The sequence below is a fragment of the Verminephrobacter eiseniae EF01-2 genome (assembly GCF_000015565.1).
Lineage (GTDB): Bacteria > Pseudomonadota > Gammaproteobacteria > Burkholderiales > Burkholderiaceae_C > Acidovorax > Acidovorax eiseniae.
In genome coordinates this window covers 3,688,119-3,708,339 of sequence record NC_008786.1, presented here as the reverse complement: position 1 = coordinate 3,708,339, position 20,221 = coordinate 3,688,119, and the positions used below count along the sequence as shown (strand labels likewise).

Annotated in this window: 16 protein-coding genes and 1 pseudogene; 11 read left to right on the top strand and 6 right to left on the bottom strand. The window is 65.6% G+C overall.

Annotated features, from left to right (window positions below; translation table 11 throughout):
- Positions 1–22: 22 nt before the first annotated feature.
- Positions 23–310, top strand: a pseudogene (locus VEIS_RS16145) (RidA family protein); the annotation flags it as partial.
- 100 nt (positions 311–410) lie between these two features.
- On the opposite strand, the gene VEIS_RS16140 reads toward VEIS_RS16145, so the two are convergent.
- Genes VEIS_RS16140 through VEIS_RS16130 form a run of 3 tightly spaced genes read right to left on the bottom strand, consistent with a single transcriptional unit; the run spans position 411 to position 4,676 of the window.
- Entirely contained in the window at positions 411–2,522 is a 2,112-nt protein-coding gene (locus VEIS_RS16140; RefSeq protein ID WP_011811043.1) for an acetate--CoA ligase family protein, read from the bottom strand.
- Positions 2,519–3,478 (bottom strand): Bug family tripartite tricarboxylate transporter substrate binding protein, encoded by a 960-nt coding sequence (locus VEIS_RS16135; protein WP_011811042.1) that lies wholly within the window; start codon positions 3,476–3,478, stop codon positions 2,519–2,521. Before VEIS_RS16135 ends, VEIS_RS16140 begins: the two co-directional genes overlap by 4 nt.
- 43 nt (positions 3,479–3,521) lie before the next feature.
- Positions 3,522–4,676 carry an acyl-CoA dehydrogenase family protein gene (locus tag VEIS_RS16130; protein WP_041950932.1) on the bottom strand — a complete coding sequence of 385 codons (1,155 nt, stop codon included), beginning with the start codon at positions 4,674–4,676 and terminating at the stop codon, positions 3,522–3,524.
- A gap of 197 nt (positions 4,677–4,873) precedes the next feature.
- On the opposite strand from VEIS_RS16130, the gene VEIS_RS26590 reads away from it, so the two are divergent.
- On the top strand, positions 4,874–6,307 hold the full coding sequence (locus VEIS_RS26590; protein ID WP_011811040.1) for an MmgE/PrpD family protein: 1,434 nt from the start codon (positions 4,874–4,876) through the stop codon (positions 6,305–6,307).
- Between the two features lie 75 nt (positions 6,308–6,382).
- Here the strand turns inward: VEIS_RS26590 and VEIS_RS16120 are convergent, their stop codons facing one another.
- Together VEIS_RS16120 and VEIS_RS16115 are read right to left on the bottom strand one after the other, a co-directional pair.
- Positions 6,383–7,285 carry a LysR substrate-binding domain-containing protein gene (locus VEIS_RS16120; RefSeq protein ID WP_011811039.1) on the bottom strand — a complete coding sequence of 301 codons (903 nt, stop codon included), beginning with the start codon at positions 7,283–7,285 and terminating at the stop codon, positions 6,383–6,385.
- A gap of 129 nt (positions 7,286–7,414) precedes the next feature.
- Complete coding sequence (locus VEIS_RS16115; protein WP_041950102.1) at positions 7,415–8,950, bottom strand: YifB family Mg chelatase-like AAA ATPase; 1,536 nt, start codon at positions 8,948–8,950, stop codon at positions 7,415–7,417.
- Positions 8,951–9,162: 212 nt separating this feature from the next.
- On the opposite strand from VEIS_RS16115, the gene VEIS_RS16110 reads away from it, so the two are divergent.
- The 5 genes from VEIS_RS16110 to glcF all read left to right on the top strand — a co-directional run bounded on the left by VEIS_RS16110 (position 9,163) and on the right by glcF (position 14,410).
- Positions 9,163–9,873, top strand: coding sequence for a TorF family putative porin (locus tag VEIS_RS16110; RefSeq protein ID WP_011811037.1), 711 nt, complete (start codon positions 9,163–9,165; stop codon positions 9,871–9,873).
- A gap of 88 nt (positions 9,874–9,961) precedes the next feature.
- On the top strand, positions 9,962–10,300 hold the full coding sequence (glnK, locus tag VEIS_RS16105; RefSeq protein ID WP_011811036.1) for a P-II family nitrogen regulator: 339 nt from the start codon (positions 9,962–9,964) through the stop codon (positions 10,298–10,300).
- A gap of 26 nt (positions 10,301–10,326) precedes the next feature.
- Positions 10,327–11,865, top strand: coding sequence for an ammonium transporter (locus VEIS_RS16100; RefSeq protein ID WP_011811035.1), 1,539 nt, complete (start codon positions 10,327–10,329; stop codon positions 11,863–11,865).
- 125 nt (positions 11,866–11,990) lie between these two features.
- Positions 11,991–13,127 carry a glycolate oxidase subunit GlcE gene (glcE, locus tag VEIS_RS16095; RefSeq protein ID WP_011811034.1) on the top strand — a complete coding sequence of 379 codons (1,137 nt, stop codon included), beginning with the start codon at positions 11,991–11,993 and terminating at the stop codon, positions 13,125–13,127.
- Between the two features lie 44 nt (positions 13,128–13,171).
- Positions 13,172–14,410, top strand: a complete 1,239-nt coding sequence (gene glcF, locus VEIS_RS16090) for a glycolate oxidase subunit GlcF (RefSeq protein WP_011811033.1) — start codon at positions 13,172–13,174, stop codon at positions 14,408–14,410.
- Positions 14,411–14,574: 164 nt separating this feature from the next.
- On the opposite strand, the gene VEIS_RS16085 is transcribed toward glcF, so the two are convergent.
- Complete coding sequence (locus tag VEIS_RS16085) at positions 14,575–15,510, bottom strand: LysR family transcriptional regulator (protein WP_011811032.1); 936 nt, start codon at positions 15,508–15,510, stop codon at positions 14,575–14,577.
- Positions 15,511–16,206: 696 nt separating this feature from the next.
- Here VEIS_RS16085 and VEIS_RS16080 point away from each other — a divergent pair.
- From VEIS_RS16080 to VEIS_RS16065, 4 genes are read left to right on the top strand one after another with little or no spacing between them, the layout of a single operon-like run.
- On the top strand, positions 16,207–17,385 hold the full coding sequence (locus VEIS_RS16080; protein WP_232287716.1) for an ABC transporter substrate-binding protein: 1,179 nt from the start codon (positions 16,207–16,209) through the stop codon (positions 17,383–17,385).
- 9 nt (positions 17,386–17,394) lie between these two features.
- Positions 17,395–18,447: an ABC transporter ATP-binding protein gene (locus VEIS_RS16075; RefSeq protein ID WP_011811029.1), complete on the top strand. Its 1,053-nt coding sequence runs from the start codon at positions 17,395–17,397 to the stop codon at positions 18,445–18,447.
- Entirely contained in the window at positions 18,425–19,396 is a 972-nt protein-coding gene (locus VEIS_RS16070; protein ID WP_232287715.1) for an ABC transporter permease, read from the top strand. The genes VEIS_RS16075 and VEIS_RS16070 overlap by 23 nt, the downstream gene beginning before the upstream one ends.
- Positions 19,386–20,207 carry an ABC transporter permease gene (locus tag VEIS_RS16065; RefSeq protein ID WP_011811027.1) on the top strand — a complete coding sequence of 274 codons (822 nt, stop codon included), beginning with the start codon at positions 19,386–19,388 and terminating at the stop codon, positions 20,205–20,207. Before VEIS_RS16070 ends, VEIS_RS16065 begins: the two co-directional genes overlap by 11 nt.
- Positions 20,208–20,221: the final 14 nt, after the last annotated feature.

Below are 20,221 nucleotides of genomic sequence, written 5' to 3'. Positions count from 1 at the left end.
TTCAAATCGAATCGATGCTTGCCAGGTGCCCGCCAACGCCGACGGCGCGATCGTGGTGGGCGGTATCGAGGCGCAGACGCGCCAGGTGATGGAAAACCTGAAGAAAGTGCTCGCGCTGGCCGGCGCCCCGCTCGACGACAGGTGCAAGAGCACCGTGTGGCTGCACGACGCGCGCGACTTTGCTGCCTTCAACCGCCTCTACATGAGCTACTTCGGCGAGAACGAGCCGGCGCGCTCGACCACCGAGGCGCAGCGGATGGTCGATGCGAAGGTCGAGATCGACGTCGTCGCCTACGAGCCAAAAATCTGACGCACCCCCAGGCTTCGCGCACCGATAGCTGGAACCAGGAAGCGCGAACTGGTTCAGTGGCTGTTCCGTCGCGCCGCGTTTCCAGGAAAAGCGCGACTATTCATGGGCCAACCCAGTCCTTGCGCATGACGACAGCGTCGAGCGCCAGCACGCCTTGGCCCTCCCTGAGCACCAGCATCGGGTTCATCTCGGCCTGCACCACGCCCAGTTCCGGGCGCAGCGCCAGTTGCGACAAGTCCGAGATGGCCTGCGCCAATGCGGCCAGGTCGCCCTTGGGTTGCCCACGCAGGCCGGCCACGGTCTGCAGCGCCCGGACCTCGCCGATCATCTCCCAGGCGCTGCCGATGCCAACGGGTGCCAGGCGGATGCTGCGCTCGCGCACCAGTTCCGCCCAGATGCCCCCGGCCGCCAGCAGCACGATGAGGCCGGCATCCGGATCGACGCGATAGCCCAGCAGCACCTCGATCAATCCCTGGCACATGGGCTGCAGCAGCACCTGCTCGCACGGCACGCCGGGCAAGCGCTCTGTCAGCCGCTGGCGCAGGGTGGCGAAAGCCTCCGACAGCGCCTGGGCCGAATCCACCCCCAGCACCACGCCACCGACTTCGGTCTTGTGAAGAATCTGCGCTGAACACAGCTTGACCGCCACCGGGAACGGGAACGGCAGCACCCCGGGCACCGGGCCGGCCAGCGCTGCGGTGAGCACGGGCGCATGGGGCAGTTGCAGTTCGTCGAGCACGGCATAGGACTGCGCCTCGTCGATGAACGCGGCGCCGGCGCCGCCATGGTCCGGGCAGGCCGGCGCCCCGGGCGAGCGCCGCGCCAGCACTGCGGCCAGCACGTCGGCACAGCCCTCCGGGGTGCGAAAGCAGGGCACGGCGGCCCGGCTTAGCTGCGCCAGCGCTTGCGGCGCATCGGGCAGCAGCATGGCCATCAGCGGCTTGCGATGGCTGGCGCTGTCCAGGATCGGCTGGAGCGCCAACTGCGGCTGCAAGCGCGCCGAGGAGCCGAGCACGGCGATCAGCATGTCGAACTCGGGCGCGTCGAGCAGGATCTGCAGCGCCGCCTTCATCACGGCGTAGCGGGTGCCGGCCAAGGTCAGGTCGAGCACGCGCCCGGCGTTGCCGGGGATGCCGGCCGCCTTCAGGCGCTCTTGCGTGGCCTCGGAAGGGCACTGCACCTGCAGGCCGCGCACACCCAGTTGATCGACCACCATCGCGGCGCCGCCGCCCGTGGTGCTCACCACGCCCACCCGGCGGGCCGGCGGCATGTCGGGCCGCAATAACGGCAACGGCAGGCGCTGCGCGAGCGGCAAGGCTTCGAGCAGGGACTCCAGCATCTGCACGCGGGCGATGCCCAGGTCCTTGAGGAATGCGTCGGCGATGTCGTCCGCGCCGGCCAGAGCGCCGGTGTGGGTGCCGGCCATCTGCGCAGCGGCCTCCGAGCGGCCCAGTTTGTAAGCAATGACGGGTTTCCCGCAGGCCGCAGCCGCGCGCGCGAACCGCTGCAACGCGGCGCCATGGCGCAGGCTTTCGAGGAACAGCAGGTAGCCCTCGATGCCCGGGTCATCGAGCGTGGCCTGGCAGATTTCTCCCAGGCTCAGGTCGGCTTCGCTGCCCACCGACACCAGCCCCGCAAAGCCCACCGCGCGCGCCTTGCCGCGCGAGACCAGCGCACCGATCATGCTGCCACTGTGCGATGCGACGAAGACTTTGCCGACGGGCAGTTCGGGCTCGGCAAATACGGCGTTGGCGGTCAGCACCAGTCCCACACGCGGATTGACCACCCCCAGGCTGCTCGGGCCAAGGATGCGCATGCCGCTGGCCCGCGCCAGATCGCGCAGCTCTGCTTCGCGCTGCAGCCCTTCCCGGCCGGATTCGGAAAAACCGCTGGCCAGGATGGTGATCAGTTTCACCCCCAGCGCAGCGCATCGATGGGCGGCAGCGAGCACCTGCCCAGTGGGCGTCAGCACAAAGACCTGCTCTGGCACCTCGGGCAACCGATCCAGGCTCGGCCAGGCCTTGAGGCCCTGAACCTGCGGGCGTCCCGGGTTGATCGGGTAGATGCGTCCAGCATAGCCCGAGCGTTGCAGAAACTGCAGCGGACGCCCGGCGATCTTGCCGGGGTCGTCCGAGGCCCCGTACAGCGCGATGCTTCGGGGCTGGAGCAGCGCTTGCGCCAGAGCGCCCGCAGCGAGGCCGGGGCCGGTCATTGCAGCGCCCTGCCGAGGTGCTTGAACTGTGCGGCCCAGGCAGCGACCTCCTGGCGGATTTCGTCCCTGAACTCTTGCGGGCTGTTGCCAATGACCAGCGCGCCCTGCGATTGCAGCTTGTCTTTGACATCGGGCGCGTTGATGGCGGCTACCGCCGCCTCGTGCAACTGGCTGATGATGCGCGCCGGCGTTCCGGCCGGTGCCAGCAGGCCATTCCAGGAATCGGACACCATGTCCGGCAGGCCGGACTCGGCGAAGGTCGGCACCTGGGGCAGTCCGCTCAGGCGCCTGGGGCCGGCGATGGCCAGCGGTTTGATCTTGCCGGCCTGCAGGTTGGGCATGGCACTGGTGGCGGTCATGAACGCCATGTCGATATGCCCGGCGATCAGGTCCGACAGCACGCCGCTGGCTCCCTTGTAGGGCACATGCGTGAGCGCCATGCCCGTCAGGCGCTGCAGCAGTTCGGCGGCCATGTGTTGGGAGCCGCCCAGGCCGGTCGAGCCGTAGCTGATGCCGCCCGATGACTTGGCCAGCGCGATCAACTCGGCCACCGTGTTCACGGCAAGACCGGGGCGCACGGCCAGAACGCCCGGTGCCGAAGACAGCTTGGAGATTGGATCGAAGCTCTTTTCGGCGTCGAACTTCTGGCCCTGGTAGACGAAGCGGTTCATCGTGATCGGCGCTGCGGCCAGCAGCAGGGTATGGCCATCGGCGGGTGCCGCAGCCACGGCTTCGGAAGCGATGTTCGAGCCTACGCCGGCGCGGTTTTCAACGATGAAGGCTTGGCCGAACCGCTCCTGCAGCTTGGCCGCCACCATGCGGGCCACCTGGTCCGTGGGGCCGCCGGCCGAGTAGCCAACGATGATGCGCACCGGCCGGCCCGGGTAGGCCGGGGCGGCGGCGCTGCCGAACGCCAGCGGCGCCATGGCAGCCAGCAAAAAATGACGACGCTGCATGGTGGGGTCTCCGTTGGGAAGGTCGAACACACGAAAGGGGGCCTCATGGCCTGGCCGCGCGCTGCGGAAAAGCCCTGGCAAAAATCCCTTCGGCGATGCGGTTCTTGAGCATCTCGATCGAGCCGCCGGCGATCATCCAGCCGCGCGTGCGGCGCACGCAGTACTCGACCAGCGACGCCTGGCAAAAGCCCGTGCCGCCCATGACCTGCATCGCCTCGTTGGCCACCTCCCAGCCCGCCAGGTTGCAGGCGAGCTTGGCCATCGCGCTGCCCTGTGCCGAGGGCAGGCCATGCTCGCCCTCCAGCGCTGCGCGGTAGAGCAGCAACTGGGCCTGCGCGAGCTTCATCGCCATGTCGACAAACTTCCATTGCAGCCCCTGGAATTGGCACAGTTCGCGGCCGAACTGCTGCCGGGTCAGCGCATGCTCGCGCGCCAGGTTGAATGCGTGGCGCCCCAGCGCCAGCGCCCGCGCGGCATTGCCCAGCCGCTCGATGTTGAAGCCGGCAATCTGGCGCTTGAAGCCGCCTGCGCCCAGCAGCAGGTTGGCCCGGGGCACCCGGCAGTTGTCAAAGTACAGCGGCGACCACTGCTCGCCGTTCATGAAGCCCGAGGGCGGTCCGATCCCGAACCCCGGCGCCCCGCGTTCGACGAGGATCGAGCCGATGCCGGCGACGCCCGGGCCGAAGCGCAGATAGACCAGAAACAGCGCGGCCTCCGGGCTGTGGGTGGAAAACAGCTTGGCGCCGTTGATCACGTAATGCCCACCGTCGGGGCGGGCACTGGTCTTGAGATCGGTCGCGGCCGAGCCGGCGTCCGGCTCGGTCATGGCCAACGCCATCAGCGTGCGCCCGGCCAGCAGATCGGGCAGGAAGCGCGCCTTTTGCTCGGCGCTGGCGTATTCGGCGAAAGTCCGCAGCGCTCCAAAATTGCCGGCCTGCACGATGTCGGCGCTCCTGGGGCAGACCAGCGCCACCTGTTCGATGGCCAGCACGGCGTGCATCAAGCTGCCGCCCTGGCCGCCGTCGGCCTCGGGCAAGGTGATGCCGAGCAAGCCCTGCCGGGCGAGCAAGGCGGCGGTCTCCCACGGGTAGGTCGCGGCGTGCGCGCGCGCCAGGGCTGCGGGGGCGAGATGGTCTTTGGCGAACCGGGACACGGACTCGGCAAAAGCCTGGTGCTCTGCACTGAGATCGAAGTTCATGGTGCTGGGGCTGGCCACGGGCATGGAGCAAAGGACATGAAGGACATGAATGTGCTTGCCGGATGGGCCGGCCAGCAGTTCCGATTTGGCCGCAAGGCATGAGAAAAAGTGATGCCTGAAACCATGATCGGAAGCGCTCGCCCGGCACGGATGCCCGGAACATGCGTGCTGCTGCACCCACCCCAAGGAAGCGCGAAATGACCGTTGCCCAGACCCTGTCGGCCTATGGCGCGGCGCTGACCTCGGTCGCGCTGCCTGCCGCTGTGATCCACCACGCCAAACGCGCGGTGCTCGACTGGCACGCGGCCGCGATTGCCGGCGCCGCCGAGCCACCGGCCCGGATACTGGAACGAGCGCTGGCCGATGATCTGGACCGTGGCGCAAGCCGTCTGGTGCTGGGCCGCGCCGCCACGCCGCGCGCCGCTGCGCTGATCAACGGCACCGCTGCGCACACGCTGGAGGTTGACGACATTTACCGCCACGCGATCTACCACCCTGGCGCGCCCACCATCGCCGCTGCGCTGGCGCAGGCGCAGGCCATCGGCGCCTCGGGCCTGGCCTTCTTGCGGGCCGTGGTCGCCGGCTATGAAATCTCCACCCGCATCGGCAGCAGCCTGGGGCGCGCGCATTACCGCTTCTGGCACAGCACCGGCACGGTCGGCAGCTTTGGCGCTGCGGCTGCGGCTGCCACGCTGCTGCAATTGGACTCGGCCCGCTACACCCACGCGCTGTGCACTTGCGCCACCATGGCTTCAGGCTTGCAGCAGGCTTTCCGCACCGACTCGATGTCCAAGCCGCTGCATGCCGGGCATGCGGCGCAGGTCGGCCTGCTGGCCGCTGCTGCGGCTGCCGCCGGATTCACCGGCGCGCCGGACGTGATCGACGGCCCGGCCGGTCTCGGCCGGGCCATGCGACATCCTGTGTCAACCGCCCGCCGTTTTGCCAAGCAACCGTGCGCCGACCGGCCACCCGAAGGCGCTCATACCGCAGCCGAAGGCGAAGGCACTCCAGTGAGCGAAGACCCGGACTGGCACGCCAGCATGGCCACGCTGGGCCGCGAATTCCACATCACCGACATGACGTTCAAGAACCACGCCTGCTGCGGCCATGCCTTTGCGCCCATCGACGGCGCGCAGGCTCTGCAGGCGCAGATGCGCATCAGCGCCGATGACATCCACCGCATTCACATCGGCACTTACGCAGCGGCGCTGGATGTGGCCGGCAACCCCGATCCGAAGACCGCGCCCGAGGCGCGTTTCAGCGTGCCGTTTGCGGTGGCCACGGCCTTGCTGTACGGCAGCGTGCGGCCGGCGGCGTTCAGCCCGGAGCGCCTGCTCGATGCGCGCATCCGGGCCTTGATGGCGCGCATCGAATTGCGCATCGACCCGCAACTGGACGCCGCCTTCCCGGGCCAGCGCGCAGCGCGCGTGCGGATCGTGGCGCGGGACGCGCGCCAGGGGCAATGGCTGCAAGCCACGCGCAAAGGCGATCCCGATGCGCCGCTGTCCGACGGCGCGTTGAACGCCAAGTTTCTGGAGCTGACCGAGCCGGTGCTCGGCGCTGCGGCAGCGGCCCGGCTGCGCGCGCGCATCTGGCAACTGGAGGCCATGCCCAGCCTGCGGCTGCCCTGACCGGGCGCGGGCCACGCATGTCATGTCCACGGCATCCGTCGCCCGGCGCGGGCGCCCCAGACCGCCTGCGCACACTTACTGCGCGCAGGCGCTCAGCAACCAATCACGAAACAGCGCGCGCTTGCGCGACTCGCGCGAGCGCAGCGGCCACACCAGGTAGTAGCCCTGATCGCGTTGCACCGGCTTGGCAAATTGCGCAAAGGGCCGCACCAGCAGACCCTTGTCGAACTCGACGGCCAGCAGGCGGTTTTGTCCGATGGCCATGCCCAGCCCGTCGATCGCGGCCTGCCAGGTCAGCACCGAACTGCCGAAGGTCATCTGCAGCGCATCCCTGGCCTCATGCGCCAGGCCCGTCGCTGCCAGCCACACCGACCAGTCGCTGCGCCGGTAGTGGGAGACCAGCAATTGCTGGCGCAGCAGCGAGACCGGGAATTTGGCGTTGGGCGCGTATTGCTTCAGGTAAGCGGGCGAGCACACCGGCTCGATTTCGTCGCCAAACAGAAACAGCGCCTGCGTCCGGGGCCAGCGGCCGGCGCCGAACTGCACGGCGACATCCGCCTTGTCGCGGTCGAAGTCGACATCGGGCACGGCGTTGGTGATATTGACCTCGATGCCGGGATGCAGGCGGCGAAACTCGCCGAGCCGGGGAATCAGCCACTTGGCAGCAAAGGTGGTGTAGGTGCGCACCCGCAGTGCGCGCTCGCCGGAGCCTTTGACCAGCGCCCGGGTGGCGCTGGCGATCTGCTCGAACGCCGGCAGCAGTTGCTGCGCATACGAGTGCCCGGCGCGCGTCAGACTCACGCCATGGCGTTCGCGCCGCAGCAGCTCCATCCCCAGGTAGGTTTCCAGCGTTGCGATCTGCCGGCTCACCGCCGACTGTGTGACGTTCAACTCGGCGGCTGCGGCCGTGAGATTGTGCGTTCGGGCCACCACCTCGAAGACACGCAGCGGGTTCAACGGGGGGATGCGACGGATCATCCCGTTGCCCTCAGCGACCCCGCCTCACCGCAAGGCGGCCCGGGTCGGGCCTGGGTGCGCAGGCCGGGAGCGCCGGGGTCTGCGCTGGCCGCAGCGGGCAGGAACACCGCTTGCGCGGCGGCCTTCGGTTCACCGCAGCACCCGCCGGTACTGCATGGCCTCGGCCACATGGCCCAATTCGGTGCCGGGCGAGCCGGCCAGGTCGGCGATGCTGCGCGCCACCTTCAGCGCGCGGTGCGTGCTGCGCGCCGACCAGCCCAGCCGCGTTGCGGCGCTGTGCAGGAATTGGGTGGCGCCGGCGTTCAGGTGCAGTTGGGTGTCGATCTCCTGCCCTTGCAGCGCCTGGTTGCTCTTGCCCTGCCGGGCCAATGCCAGTGCGCGGGCGCGCGCGACACGTTCGCGGATCGCGGCGCTCGTCTCGCCGGCGCTGGCTTGCAGCAGTTGTTCGGCCGGCAGGGCGGGCACTTCCACATGCAGGTCGATGCGGTCGAGCAGCGGGCCGCTGAGCTTGCTCTGGTAGCGGCTGATCTGGTCCGGCGTGCAGCGGCAGGCGCGCTGTGTGGCGCCGGCAAAGCCGCAGGGGCAGGGGTTCATCGCCGCCACCAGTTGGAACCTGGCCGGAAAGTCGGCCCGCTGCGCCGCGCGCGCGATGCTGATGTGGCCGCTCTCCAGTGGCTGGCGCAGCGCTTCGAGCGCGGCCCGGGGAAACTCGGGCAACTCGTCCAGAAAGAGCACGCCCTGGTGGGCCAGCGAGATCTCGCCCGGCCGTGGCGGCGCGCCGCCGCCCACCAGCGCCACCGCGCTGGCGCTATGGTGCGGCGCGATGGTCGGCCGCTGCCCCCAGGCTTCGGCACGAAAGCGCCCGGCCAGGCTGGCCAGCGCCGCGCTCTCCAGCGCCTCGGACACCGTCATCGCCGGCAGCAGTCCGGCAAAACGCTGCGCCAGCATCGACTTGCCCGCGCCGGGCGGGCCGACCATCAGCAGGCTGTGGCCGCCAGCGGCGGCAATCTCCAGCGCGCGCTTGGCCGTGGCCTGGCCCTTCACATCGGCCATGTCGGGGCCGCTGGTGCTGGCGGCCATCGGCCTGGGTTGCAGCCGGCTCCAGCCGTCGCTGGCGCTGTCCTTGGCGTCCCCGGCGATGCTGCCCGGCGGCAGAAAGGCCCGCACCACATCCAGCAGATGGCGCGCGCGCACGACCTGTGCGCCGGGCACCAGGGCGGCCTCTTCGGCGCTGCCGGGGGGCAGCACCAGTTGCACGTCGATCTGCTGCGTCTGCAGCGCCAGGCTGGTGGCCAGCGCGCCGCGCACCGGGCGCAGTTCGCCGGTCAGCGACAGCTCGCCGGCAAACTCATGGCCGGCCAGACGGCTGGCGTCGATCTGGCCGCTGGCCGCCAGGATGCCCAGCGCAATCGGCAGATCGAAGCGCCCGGAGTCCTTGGGCAGATCGGCCGGCGCGAGGTTGACGGTGATGCGCTTGTTGTGCGGGAACTCCAGCCCCGCGTTCTGCAGCGCCGAGCGCACCCGCTCGCGCGCTTCCTTGACCTCGACCTCGGCCAGCCCCACCAGCGTGAAGCTGGGCAAGCCGTTGGCCAAGTGCACTTCGACGGTGACACAGGGCGCCTGCAACCCCAAAAGGGCGCGGCTTTGCACCAAAGCAAGACTCATGAAGCGGATCCTCCCCGAATGGGTGCGTCGTGCGCTGCCCGGGTGCGGCCTTGCCCGGTGTTGCACCAGTGCAGGGCAAGGCCCAAAACCTTGCGTTGCGCGCGCAGCGTCACCAGCGCCACTGTACCGTACCGGGGATTTTTGCAAAGCCGTGGCACGGTCCGTGCTTGGCACGCCTGTCCCTGCCCCTGCTTTGCCACACCGGAGGAAACATGCTCCCTGCCACCCTCAAGCCCCTGGCCTTGGCCCTGCTTGCCGCCCTGCCCTTGCTGGCCCAGGCCCAACTCAGCGGCAACATCGGATTGACCAGCAATTACAAGGGCCGTGGCCAGGACCAGGATACGGCCAAGACGCGGGCCGTCAAACCCGCGCTGCAGGGCGGCTTGGACTATGCCTTCGGCACGACCGGTTTTTACCTGGGCAACTGGAACTCCACCGTGCACTGGTTGCCCGGCAACGCCATCGAAACCGACCTGTACGGCGGCTACAAATTCAAGGTCGGCGAGGTGGATCTGGATGCGGGCCTGATGACTTACATCTACCCCGGCAACAGCCTTGGCAACACCACCGAAGCCTATGGCGCGGCCAGTTTCGGGCCGGTGAGCGTGAAATACTCGCACACCCTGTCCCGGGATTACTTCAACTACGCCGGCCCGGGCCTGAAAGGCCGCAACACCGGCTACCTGAACCTGGCGCTGGCACAGGAAGTCGCGCCCCGGATCACGCTGAAAGCGGCCCTGGGCTTTACCCGTTTCGGCGGTGTCATCAGTTCCCCCGATTACGTGGACTACAGCCTGGGCGGCAGCTACGACCTCGGCTCGGGCCTGGCGTTGGGCGCGGCTCTGGTGGGCGCGAACAAGAAGGCGTTTTATGGCTCCGCCAACCAGTCGCGCGTGATCGTCTCGCTCAGCAAGGCCCTGTGAATTTCACCGGGCCCATCCCGATGGGTGCCAATGGCGCCCGTCCATCTCAATGTGGGCGCCGTTGGCGCCCGTGCCGGAGGAACCCCTCATGAAAATGGTGACAGCCATCATCAAGCCCTTCAAGCTCGACGAGGTGCGCGAGGCACTCTCGGACATCGGCGTGCAGGGCATCACGGTGACCGAGGTCAAGGGCTTTGGCCGCCAAAAAGGCCATACCGAGCTGTACCGCGGCGCGGAGTATGTGGTCGACTTTCTGCCCAAGGTCAAGATCGAGGCCGCCATCGCCGACGAACTGGTCGAGCGCGTGATCGAGGCCATGGAAAACGCTGCCCGCACCGGCAAGATCGGCGACGGCAAGATTTTCGTGACCCAACTGGAGCAGGTGGTGCGCATCCGCACCGGTGAGACCGGCAAGGAGGCCCTGTGAAGGGGCCGCAAGTACGGAGAAATGCGATGAAAAAACTGCTTGCTTCCTTCATTCTCGGGCTGGGTCTGCTGACCCTGGCCCCGCTGTCGCTGGCCCAGGCGCCAGCCACCGACCCGGCATCGGCCGCCGCCGACGCTGCGGCGCCCGCACCAGCGGCCACGCCGGCGCCCGAAGCGCCCGCACCGGCGGCGGCCGCAGAGCAGCCCGCCGCTGCCGCAGCAGCGCCTGCGCCGGTCCCGAACAAGGGCGACACCGCCTGGATGATGACTGCCACCTTGCTGGTCGTCCTGATGATGCCCGGCCTGGCACTGTTTTATGGGGGCCTGGTGCGCAGCAAGAACATGCTGTCGGTGCTGATGCAGGTGATGGTCACGTTCTCGCTGATCATGGTGCTGTGGTTCATCTATGGCTACAGCCTGGCTTTTACCGAGGGCGGGCCTTTCATCGGCGGCCTGGACCGGCTGTTCATGCGGGGCATCTGGGACAACGACACCGGCACATTCGCCAATGGCGCCACCTTCAGCAAGGGGGTGGTGATTCCTGAGGTGGTGTTCGCCGCCTTCCAGGCCACGTTCGCCGGCCTGACCTGCGCGCTGATCGTCGGCGCCTTTGCCGAGCGCATGAAGTTCGGTGCCGTCATGCTGTTCATGGTGCTGTGGTTCACCTTCAGCTACCTGCCGATCGCCCACATGGTCTGGTTCTGGATGGGCCCCGACGCCTACGCCGCCAAGGAAGTGGCCGACGCGATGACCGCCAAGGCCGGCCAGATCTGGCAATGGGGTGCGCTGGACTTTGCCGGCGGCACCGTGGTGCATATCAACGCCGCCATGGCCGGCCTGGTGGGCGCCTACATGGTCGGCCGGCGCATTGGCTACGGCAAGGAAGCGATGGCGCCGCACAACCTGGCGCTGACCATGACCGGCGCCGCGCTGCTGTGGATTGGCTGGTTCGGCTTCAACGCCGGCTCGGCGCTGGAGGCCAACGGCTCTGCCGCGCTGGCCTTCATCAACACCCTGGTGGCCACCGCTGCGGCCGTGCTGGCCTGGTGCGCCGGCGAAGCGCTGATGCGCGGCAAGGCGTCGATGCTGGGTGCCGCATCGGGGGCCGTGGCCGGCCTGGTGGCCATCACGCCGGCGGCCGGCAACGTGGGCATCGCCGGTGCCCTGGTGGTCGGGATCGTCGGGGGCTTTGCCTGCCTGTGGGGCGTCAACGGCCTCAAGCGCCTGCTGGGGGCTGACGACGCGCTCGACGTGTTCGGCGTGCACGGCATCGGCGGCATCGTCGGCGCGTTGCTGACCGGCGTGTTCAATGCCCCCGGCCTCGGTGGCCCGGGCTATGTGGCCGACTGGGTGACCGCCTCCGTCGTCACTGCGGCCGACTATTCCATCGGCGCCCAGGTCTGGGTGCAGGCCAAGGCCGTGCTGCTGACCGTCCTGTGGTCGGGCGTGGTGTCTTTGGTGGCTTACAAGATCGTGGACTTGGTCATGGGCCTGCGCGTGACCGAAGAAGACGAACGCGAAGGGCTGGACATCACCACGCACGGCGAAACGGCGTACAACCGCTGATCCGCGCAGCGCACGAACGGCCCGCCGGGCAACGGCGGGCCGTTCGTTTTTGCGCCGGGCAAAAAAACTGCGCTCCCGGCCGCCATCTGCGGCGCCCGGTGTCCGGCTGCCGGTACGATGCGCGCATGGACTCTCTTGTGGCAACCATGGTCGAGCAGGTGCGTGCCGCCGTGGCCGACCGAACCCCGTTGCGCATTCGCGGCGGGGGCAGCAAAGACTTTCATGGCCTGGCGCTGCATGGCCAACTGCTCGACACCCGGATGCTGCGCGGCATCGTCAGCTACGCGCCGAGCGAGTTGGTGGTCACCGTGCGGGCCGGCACGCCGCTGGCCGAACTGGAGGCTGCTTTGGCCGAGCAGGGGCAATGCCTGCCGTTCGAGCCGCCGCATTTCGCCCGCGGCGCGACCGACAGCGCCACCGTCGGCGGCATGGTGGCAGCCGGCCTGTCCGGGCCGGCCCGGGCCAGGGCCGGGGCGGTGCGCGACTACCTGCTGGGCGTCACGCTGCTCAATGGCCGCGCCGAACTGCTGCGCTTTGGCGGCCAGGTGATGAAAAACGTCGCCGGTTACGACGTGTCGCGCCTGATGGTGGGCGCCTGGGGCACGCTGGGCCTGCTCACCGAGCTCAGCCTGAAGGTGCTGCCCGTGGCGCCGGGCGAAGCCACATTGCGCTTCGAATGCAGCCAGGCCGAGGCACTGCGCAAACTGCACGCCTGGGGCGGCCAGCCGCTGGCGCTCGATGCCAGTTGCTGGCTGCAAGACGACGAAGGCCAGGGCCGGCTGTACGTGCGCCTGCGCGGCGCCGTGGCCGCCGTCGAATCCGCATGCAAGACCATGGGCGGCACCCGCATCGACAACGCCAGCGCCGCCGCCGACTGGGCCGCCTGCCGCGAGCAGACCCTGCCCTGGTTCAGCGCCCGCGCCGCCCACCCCGAACTGGCGCTGTGGCGCCTGTCCCTGCCTGCCACGGCCCCGGTCATGCCCCTGCCCGGGCAGCCGCTGCTGGAATGGCATGGCGCGCTGCGCTGGCTGCAAGCCCCCGAGTCCGCCGGCGCCGCCTTGCGTGCGGCGGCCCGTGCCGCCGGCGGGAACGCCAGCATCTTCATCGCCGCCAGCGCAGACCGATCCGGCGCCAGCGGCCACGGCGCCAGCGGCCAGTTTGATTGGCCGTCCACGGCGCTGGAGCAGATCCATGCCCGGCTGAAACACAGTTTCGACCCGTCCGGCATCTTCAACCCCGGCCGCATGGTCCGGGACTGGTAGGCGCGCCCGCAGCGCCTGGTTGTTGCACATCGTTGGCCCACCCCATGCAAACCCGACTCGCCCCCGAATACCGCGACCGTGCCGACGGCCTGGAAGCTGAAGCCATATTGCGCCAGTGCGTGCACTGCGGCTTTTGCAGCGCCACCTGCCCCACCTACCAGTTGCTCGGCGATGAGCTCGACAGCCCGCGCGGGCGCATCTACCTGATCAAGCAGGTGCTGGAAGGCGAGGCCCCGAGCCGCAAAACCCAGTTGCACCTGGACCGTTGCCTGACTTGCCGCAACTGCGAAAGCACCTGCCCCAGCGGCGTGCAATACGGCCATCTGCTGGACATAGGCCGCAAGATCGTCGACGAGCAAGTGTCCCGCCCGCTGGGCGAGCAGGCCCTGCGCTGGGCGCTGAAAGAGGGCCTGCCCTCGCCGCTGTTCGCGCCCGCGATGAAGGCCGGGCAGTTGCTGCGCGGCCTGCTGCCGGCAGCGCTCAAGGCCAAGGTGCCGGCAGCGCAAGACGCCGGCGCCTGGCCCGCAGGCCAACATGCGCGCCGGGTGCTGCTGCTGGCCGGCTGCGTGCAACCGGCCATGCTGCCCAACATCAACCGCGCCACCGCCCGCGTGCTCGACGCGGCAGGCATACAGACCCTGATCGCCGCCAAAGCCGGTTGCTGCGGCGCGCTCGCCTTCCACCTCGATGACCAGGAAGGCGGCAAGGCCGCGATGCGCACCAACATCGACGCCTGGTGGCCGCTGCTGGAGTCCGGCAGCGTCGAGGCCATCGTCAGCAATGCCTCGGGCTGCGGCGTCACCGTCAAGGAGTACGGCCATATTCTTGGCAACGACCCGCGCTACGCCGCCAAGGCAGCACGCATCAGCGCCCTGGCGCGCGACCTGTCGGAACTGCTGCCCGAACTGGCCGAACGGCTCCAGGGCCGCGTGCAGCCCCCGGACAGGCGCTACGCCTACCACCCGCCCTGCACGCTGCAACATGGGCAAAAGCTGCGCGGCGGCGTCGAGACCTGGCTCACGCAACTGGGCTTGAACCTGCGCGTGGCAGGCAACGACGCGCATTTGTGCTGCGGCTCGGCAGGCACCTACTCGGTGCTCCAGCCGCAACTGGCGCAGCAACTGCGCGAGCGCAAACTGCTCGCCCTGGGCCAGGCTTTTGGCGCGCCAGCCCCGCACGCCATCCTGTCGGCCAACATCGGTTGCATCACGCACCTGCAAAGCGGCACCGGGCTGCCAGTCAGGCATTGGGTCGAGGCGCTCGACGAGGCGCTGCACGCCTGAGCGCAAGCCAGCGCAGAACAGCACGGACTGGCGCTGGCGGCTGCGCGCCCCGGGTCTGCGGCGGGTTGGGATTCCCGGGCTGCCTTGGCCGGGCTTGGTGAGCCTGCACAGGCAGGGGCCCATCTTTTCGATGCGCTTACCCAAGCCCTGTGAGGCTTGCCGCTTCAGCCTCGTTTTGCTTGATGGGCCGGGCTGTGGAACTGTGGCACCGAGTAGTTACTGGCCGTCGTGGTAAAGGCACTGATTGCTGCGGAGACTTTGGCACCGCGCCTCCAGATCAGCCCCAGTTCCAATGTGGCAGGCTCGTTGCGCAGCGGCTGGGCGATCAGGCGCAGCCCCTCGCTCGACCACTGACGAAATAGCACCTCCGGCAGGACGCAAATTCCGTTGCCCGTCGCCACCAGGCTTCGCACCGCCTCCACGGATCGTGTCTTGGCAACGATGCGTGGTCTGACACTCTCGCGCAGCCACAGGTCTCCCGTAGTGCGTTCGAGTTCGTCATTACGCAACACGATCACGGCTTCATTATGCAATTCGCGCAGGGTTACCGGTTTCGCGCCGACCAGGCGATGCCCGGTAGGTAGCCATAGGTGCCAGGGTGAGCGAACCAATTGCAACGTGTGAAAGGCATGATGATTCTCCAGGTGCGAAGTCAGCGTCAGCGCAACATCGATTTCGCCGTTGACTATCAGATGCTCAATCGTCGATCCGGACTCTTCGATGATGCGCACAGTGACGCGCGGGAAACTACGCCGAAACCGCTCCAGCAACCCTGGCAAGTAATAACCCATGAGTGGCGATACTGCGCCGATCGATAATTCTCCGGTCATCGCATCAGGACGCACGGCCAGGGCATTTTCAGCAGAGGAAACTGCATTGAGTATGAGGTGGCTATGGCGCAAGAATTCGTGGCCCGCATGTGTGAGTGCCATGCCACGGGCATGACGCCGGAACAGCATGGAACCGAGATGCGCCTCCAGGCGTTGAATCGCCTCGGTAATGGCAGCCTGTGAGATGTCGAGCGTCTGCATCGCAGCCGAGATGGAACCAGTCTCGGCAACGGCATTGAAGTATTGCAGGGTACGAATCGATATACTCATCTGATCATGATGCCAGTCAGCTATCGGGCAATGTCCCCAGATAGCCCAATAGTTGCAACGTGTGACAATGCACTATGCGGCCTTCCTTGAACCTCGTCAACGGTAACTTCCTGGCGGTGACGGCCCAATGCCGCCTCCAATATCCAGCCGCCCTTGACGCCCTGGATTGTGCGGAGCAACTCCCGCGCTTCGATAAAGCCCGCTGCCGTTGAGCGCAGTGCCATGGCGCCATCCCGGCAGCGCGTCATGCGCCGGGCTCGTGCCCGCACGGTAGCCGGTCAGGCAGGGTGACCGCACCGTGCTGCCGCCACGCCGTACTGCCGGGCACCGGGTATCGGCCCTGCCTTCCCCGGCGTACTGCTGGACACCGGCCCGGTCCTGCGTCGACGGCACCAGCCGTTGGCCAGCACCCGTTGGACCTGCACCCGGTCGTTGCGATGAGCAACCTTTTGGTGACTCTTCGACTCAACGATCCTCGATGACGGTTTCCTCCGCTCTTGCCGTTGAAGTGGGCAAATCCCGGTCTGTCAAATCCGCCGGAAACCGCCGCTTCAAGTGTCGATTCAACGCTGGCCGGGGCATCATCAGCCATCGGAATTACCTATGCACAATATCGTACTTTCGGCGTTTACCGTTGGATGAGATCGGCATACACTGCCGCCGGCAAGAACTGGTGTTGTCCGCAAGGACTTCTTCATGGGCACGAGCAAAAAGGAGTGCAAAATGCTTACTACGACATCCCTGCCTCGCATGAATCTGCTTTGCGCGGGTATGGCATGCCTGTCCATTACCTTGTCCGCATCGGTTGTACGCGCTGGCGAAGGGGTGCTCGACATCGTCGCCTGGCCAGGCTACCTCGAACGGGGCGAGACGGATGCCAAATACAACTGGGTGACCAGTTTCGAGAAAGAAACCGGTTGCAAGGTGAACGTGAAAACAGCGGCGACTTCCGATGAAATGGTCTCTTTGATGTCCCAAGGGGTCTATGACCTGGTGACGGCATCGGGCGATGCTTCATTGCGTTTGGTTGCGGGAAAACGTGTGCAGGCCATTGATATCGCCAAAATACCGGCCTTTGCCAAACTGGACCCCCGCTTTACGGGCAAGCCATGGTACGTCGTCGATGGCAAGGTCTATGGCGTTCCCTATCAATGGGGCCCGAATGTGTTGATGTACAACACGCAGGTTTTCAAGCGCCCGCCAACATCCTGGGCGGTCGTGTTCGAAGAGCAAAATCTCGATGATGGCAAATCGAACAAAGGTCGCATACAGGCTTACGATGGTGCGATCTACATCGCTGATGCGGCGCTGTTCTTGAAGGCCACCCGCCCCGACCTGGGCATCGAGGATCCCTATGAGCTCAATGCCAAGCAATATGCCGAGGTGCTCGATGTTTTGCGCCGTCAACGCCCGCTGATCCATCGCTACTGGCACGACTACAATGTGCAAATGTCCGACTTCAAGTCTGAAGGGGTGGTCGCTTCCGGGTCGTGGCCAGTGCAGGTCAATTTACTGCAAAGTGAAAAGAAACCCATCGCATCGGTCATTCCCAAAGAAGGTGTGACCGGATGGGCAGACACCACCATGATGCATTCGCAGGCCAAACATCCGCAATGCGCTTATGCCTGGATGAACTGGTCGCTCGACGACAAAGTGCAAGCACATGTTGCCGAGTGGTTTGGCTCCAACCCGGTGACCGTTTCTGCTTGTTCGGCGACGCCCCCTGGCGGTAGCAAACCGTGCACGACCAACGGATTCGACCAATTCGAGAAAATCAGTTTCTGGAAAACACCACAAGCCAAATGCAAGCAGGGAAACTGCATACCCTACAGCAAATGGACTACCGATTACATCTCCATCATGGGTGGTCGCTGAGTAGCACTCATGCATGGGCCCCATCCTGGCAACCGGCACACCCCTGCTGATGCCGCCATTGAATTCTCGGTCGTCTCCCGGCATTATGGAAGTGTGCGCGCAGTCGATGCGGTTTCATTGCGCATCGACCGGGGAGAGTTTTTTTCCATGCTGGGACCTTCGGGCTCGGGCAAAACCACCTGCCTGCGCTTGATTGCCGGTTTTGAACAACCGGATGGCGGCGCCGTTCGCCTGAATGGCAAGGAGGTCAATCGGGTGCCACCTTATGAGCGTGATGTGAATACGGTTTTTCAGGACTATGCGCTCTTTCCTCATTTATCGGTGATCGAAAATGTCGAATATGGTCTGCGCGCCAAAGGAATCGCGGGCAATGAAGCGCGCCAGCGGGCGGGCGTCGCGCTGGAGCAAGTCGCACTGAGCGGTTATGGCGAGCGTCGGCCGGCACAGCTTTCCGGCGGACAGCGCCAGCGTGTCGCTTTGGCGCGCGCCATCGTCAATCGCCCCTCGGTATTGTTGCTCGATGAGCCACTGGGATCGCTCGACCTGCGCTTGCGCGAACAAATGCAGACCGAACTGCGCAAGTTGCACCGCCAACTCGGCATTACCTTTGTTTATGTCACGCATGACCAGCAAGAAGCAATGTCCATGTCGGATCGCGTAGCGGTGTTTTCCAGGGGAAGGATTGAACAAGTGGATACGCCGCGCACGCTTTATAAACAACCTGTCAGCAGCTTTGTCGCCGAGTTTGTCGGAGGGTCGAATATTTTGCGTGCTGATTTGGCAAAGAAAGCGGGAGGCCGTGGCACTGAAATCCTGTCCATTCGTCCAGAACAAATCGATGTGCTCGCTTGCGATGTGATATCGAGAGATGGTTGCGTCGGGCTCGCGGGAACGTTGGCCAATATCCAATACCAAGGCGCAAACAGCCGCTACGAAGTGGACGTTGGCGGACAAATGCTGGTCGCCCAATTTCCAAGCGGAAAAGAGCCCAATGGTGTGGCAATCGGCGAGCCGGTGCAACTGGCCTGGCTGGGCAGCGATGCCGTTCGTCTGGATCGTTGAAATTTCCCATATGACTGCGCTTGCCGCCACACAAGACAGCCCGCTGCGACCGGTGGCCAATGCACTCCATGGCCACCAGAACATCGCTTTATGGTTGTTGCTGGGGCCACCGCTGGCCTGGTTCGTTGTCTTCTATCTCTTGCCGCTGTTCGCTTTGCTGGGTCAAAGCGTACTCACGTTTGATGAATTCTCAATGACAGTGACGAATGAGCTTAGCTTCGATAATTTCAGGACGATCATTACCGAACCGGTCAATTTTGATATTTTCTGGCGCACCTTCAGCATGGGCGTTGCAGTGACCATTGCTTGCACGATACTGGGCTATCCGCTGGCCTACTATATGGCGCGCTATGCCGGTGGACGCACCAAGGGTCTCATGTACGTCGGCGTCATGCTCCCGATGTGGGCGAGTTACATCGTCAAGGCCTACGCCTGGACCGTGATACTGTCAAAAGAAGGCGTGGCCAACTGGCTGGTGGGTGGGCTGGGTTTGACCTCGGTACTCGACACCCTGCTTGCCATTCCCTGGATCGGTGGCAACACTTTGTCGACCTCAAATATCGGGCGTTTCCTGGTATTCGTCTACATGTGGCTGCCGTTCATGATTTTGCCGATTCAGGCATCCCTTGAACGCATCGCGCCCAATCTGTTGCTGGCATCGGGTGATCTTGGTGCAACCCGGACCCGCACCTTTTTCCGTGTGACGCTCCCGCTGTCAGCGCCGGGCATCGCGGCCGGGTCGATTTTTACCTTTTGCCTCACCTTCGGTGATTACATCATTCCAACATTGGTCGGCCCGTCCGGTGATTTTCTTGGCGCCGTGGTCTATAAATACCAGGGGGCCGTCGGAAACATGCCGCTGGCTGCTGCGCTGACCTTGATTCCGGTGCTGGTCGTCAGTGCATGGCTGTGGCTGGCCAAGAAACTGGGGGCTTTTGATGCGCTCTGAACGCACCCATGACAACCGCGCTCCAGCGTGGCTCAAAGTCGTGGTTTTTGCCGTGCTGGCTTTCATGCAATTCCCGATTCTGATGATTGCCATCTATTCTTTCAACATCGAAGACAGTGCGTATACCTTTCCACCGCCAGGATATACCCTGAAATGGTTTGGCCGGATACTGGATCGCCCGGACGTCATGGAATCGATTTTCCTGTCTTTGCTGACAGCCACATTGGCCTCTGTTTTGGCCATTGGTCTCGGCAGTCTGGCAGCACTCGCCGTGCATCGGCCCCGCTTCCGGGGGCATGATGCACTGAATATCATGTTCAATTTGCCGATTGCCCTGCCCGGCATCATCACCGGCATTGCGCTGTTGTCATCCCTGCGTTTGCTGAAACTTGAGCCCGGTGTGCTGACGATCATAATAGGCCATACGACCTTCTGCGTGGTGATAGTCTACAATAACGTCATTGCGCGCCTGCGCCGTCTGCCGGCCAGTCTGGTCGAGGCATCGATGGATCTTGGCGCAGATGGTTTTACCACCTTTCGCCGCATCACCTTGCCGGGAATATCGACCGCAGTGCTGGCCGGTGGTATTCTCGCTTTTGCCTTGAGTTTTGATGAAATCATCGTCACCACATTTACCGCTGGTGCGCAGCGTACCCTGCCGCTTTGGCTGCTCAATCAGTTGTCGAAGCCGCGGGAAATGCCGATCACCAATGTCGTTGCATTGATCGTGATCGCCGTGACCACGCTCCCCATCATCGGAGCCTATCGTCTCACGATGGGCACTCACAGCACGGAAGGTGCCAGCAAATGACTTTACACGGAGGC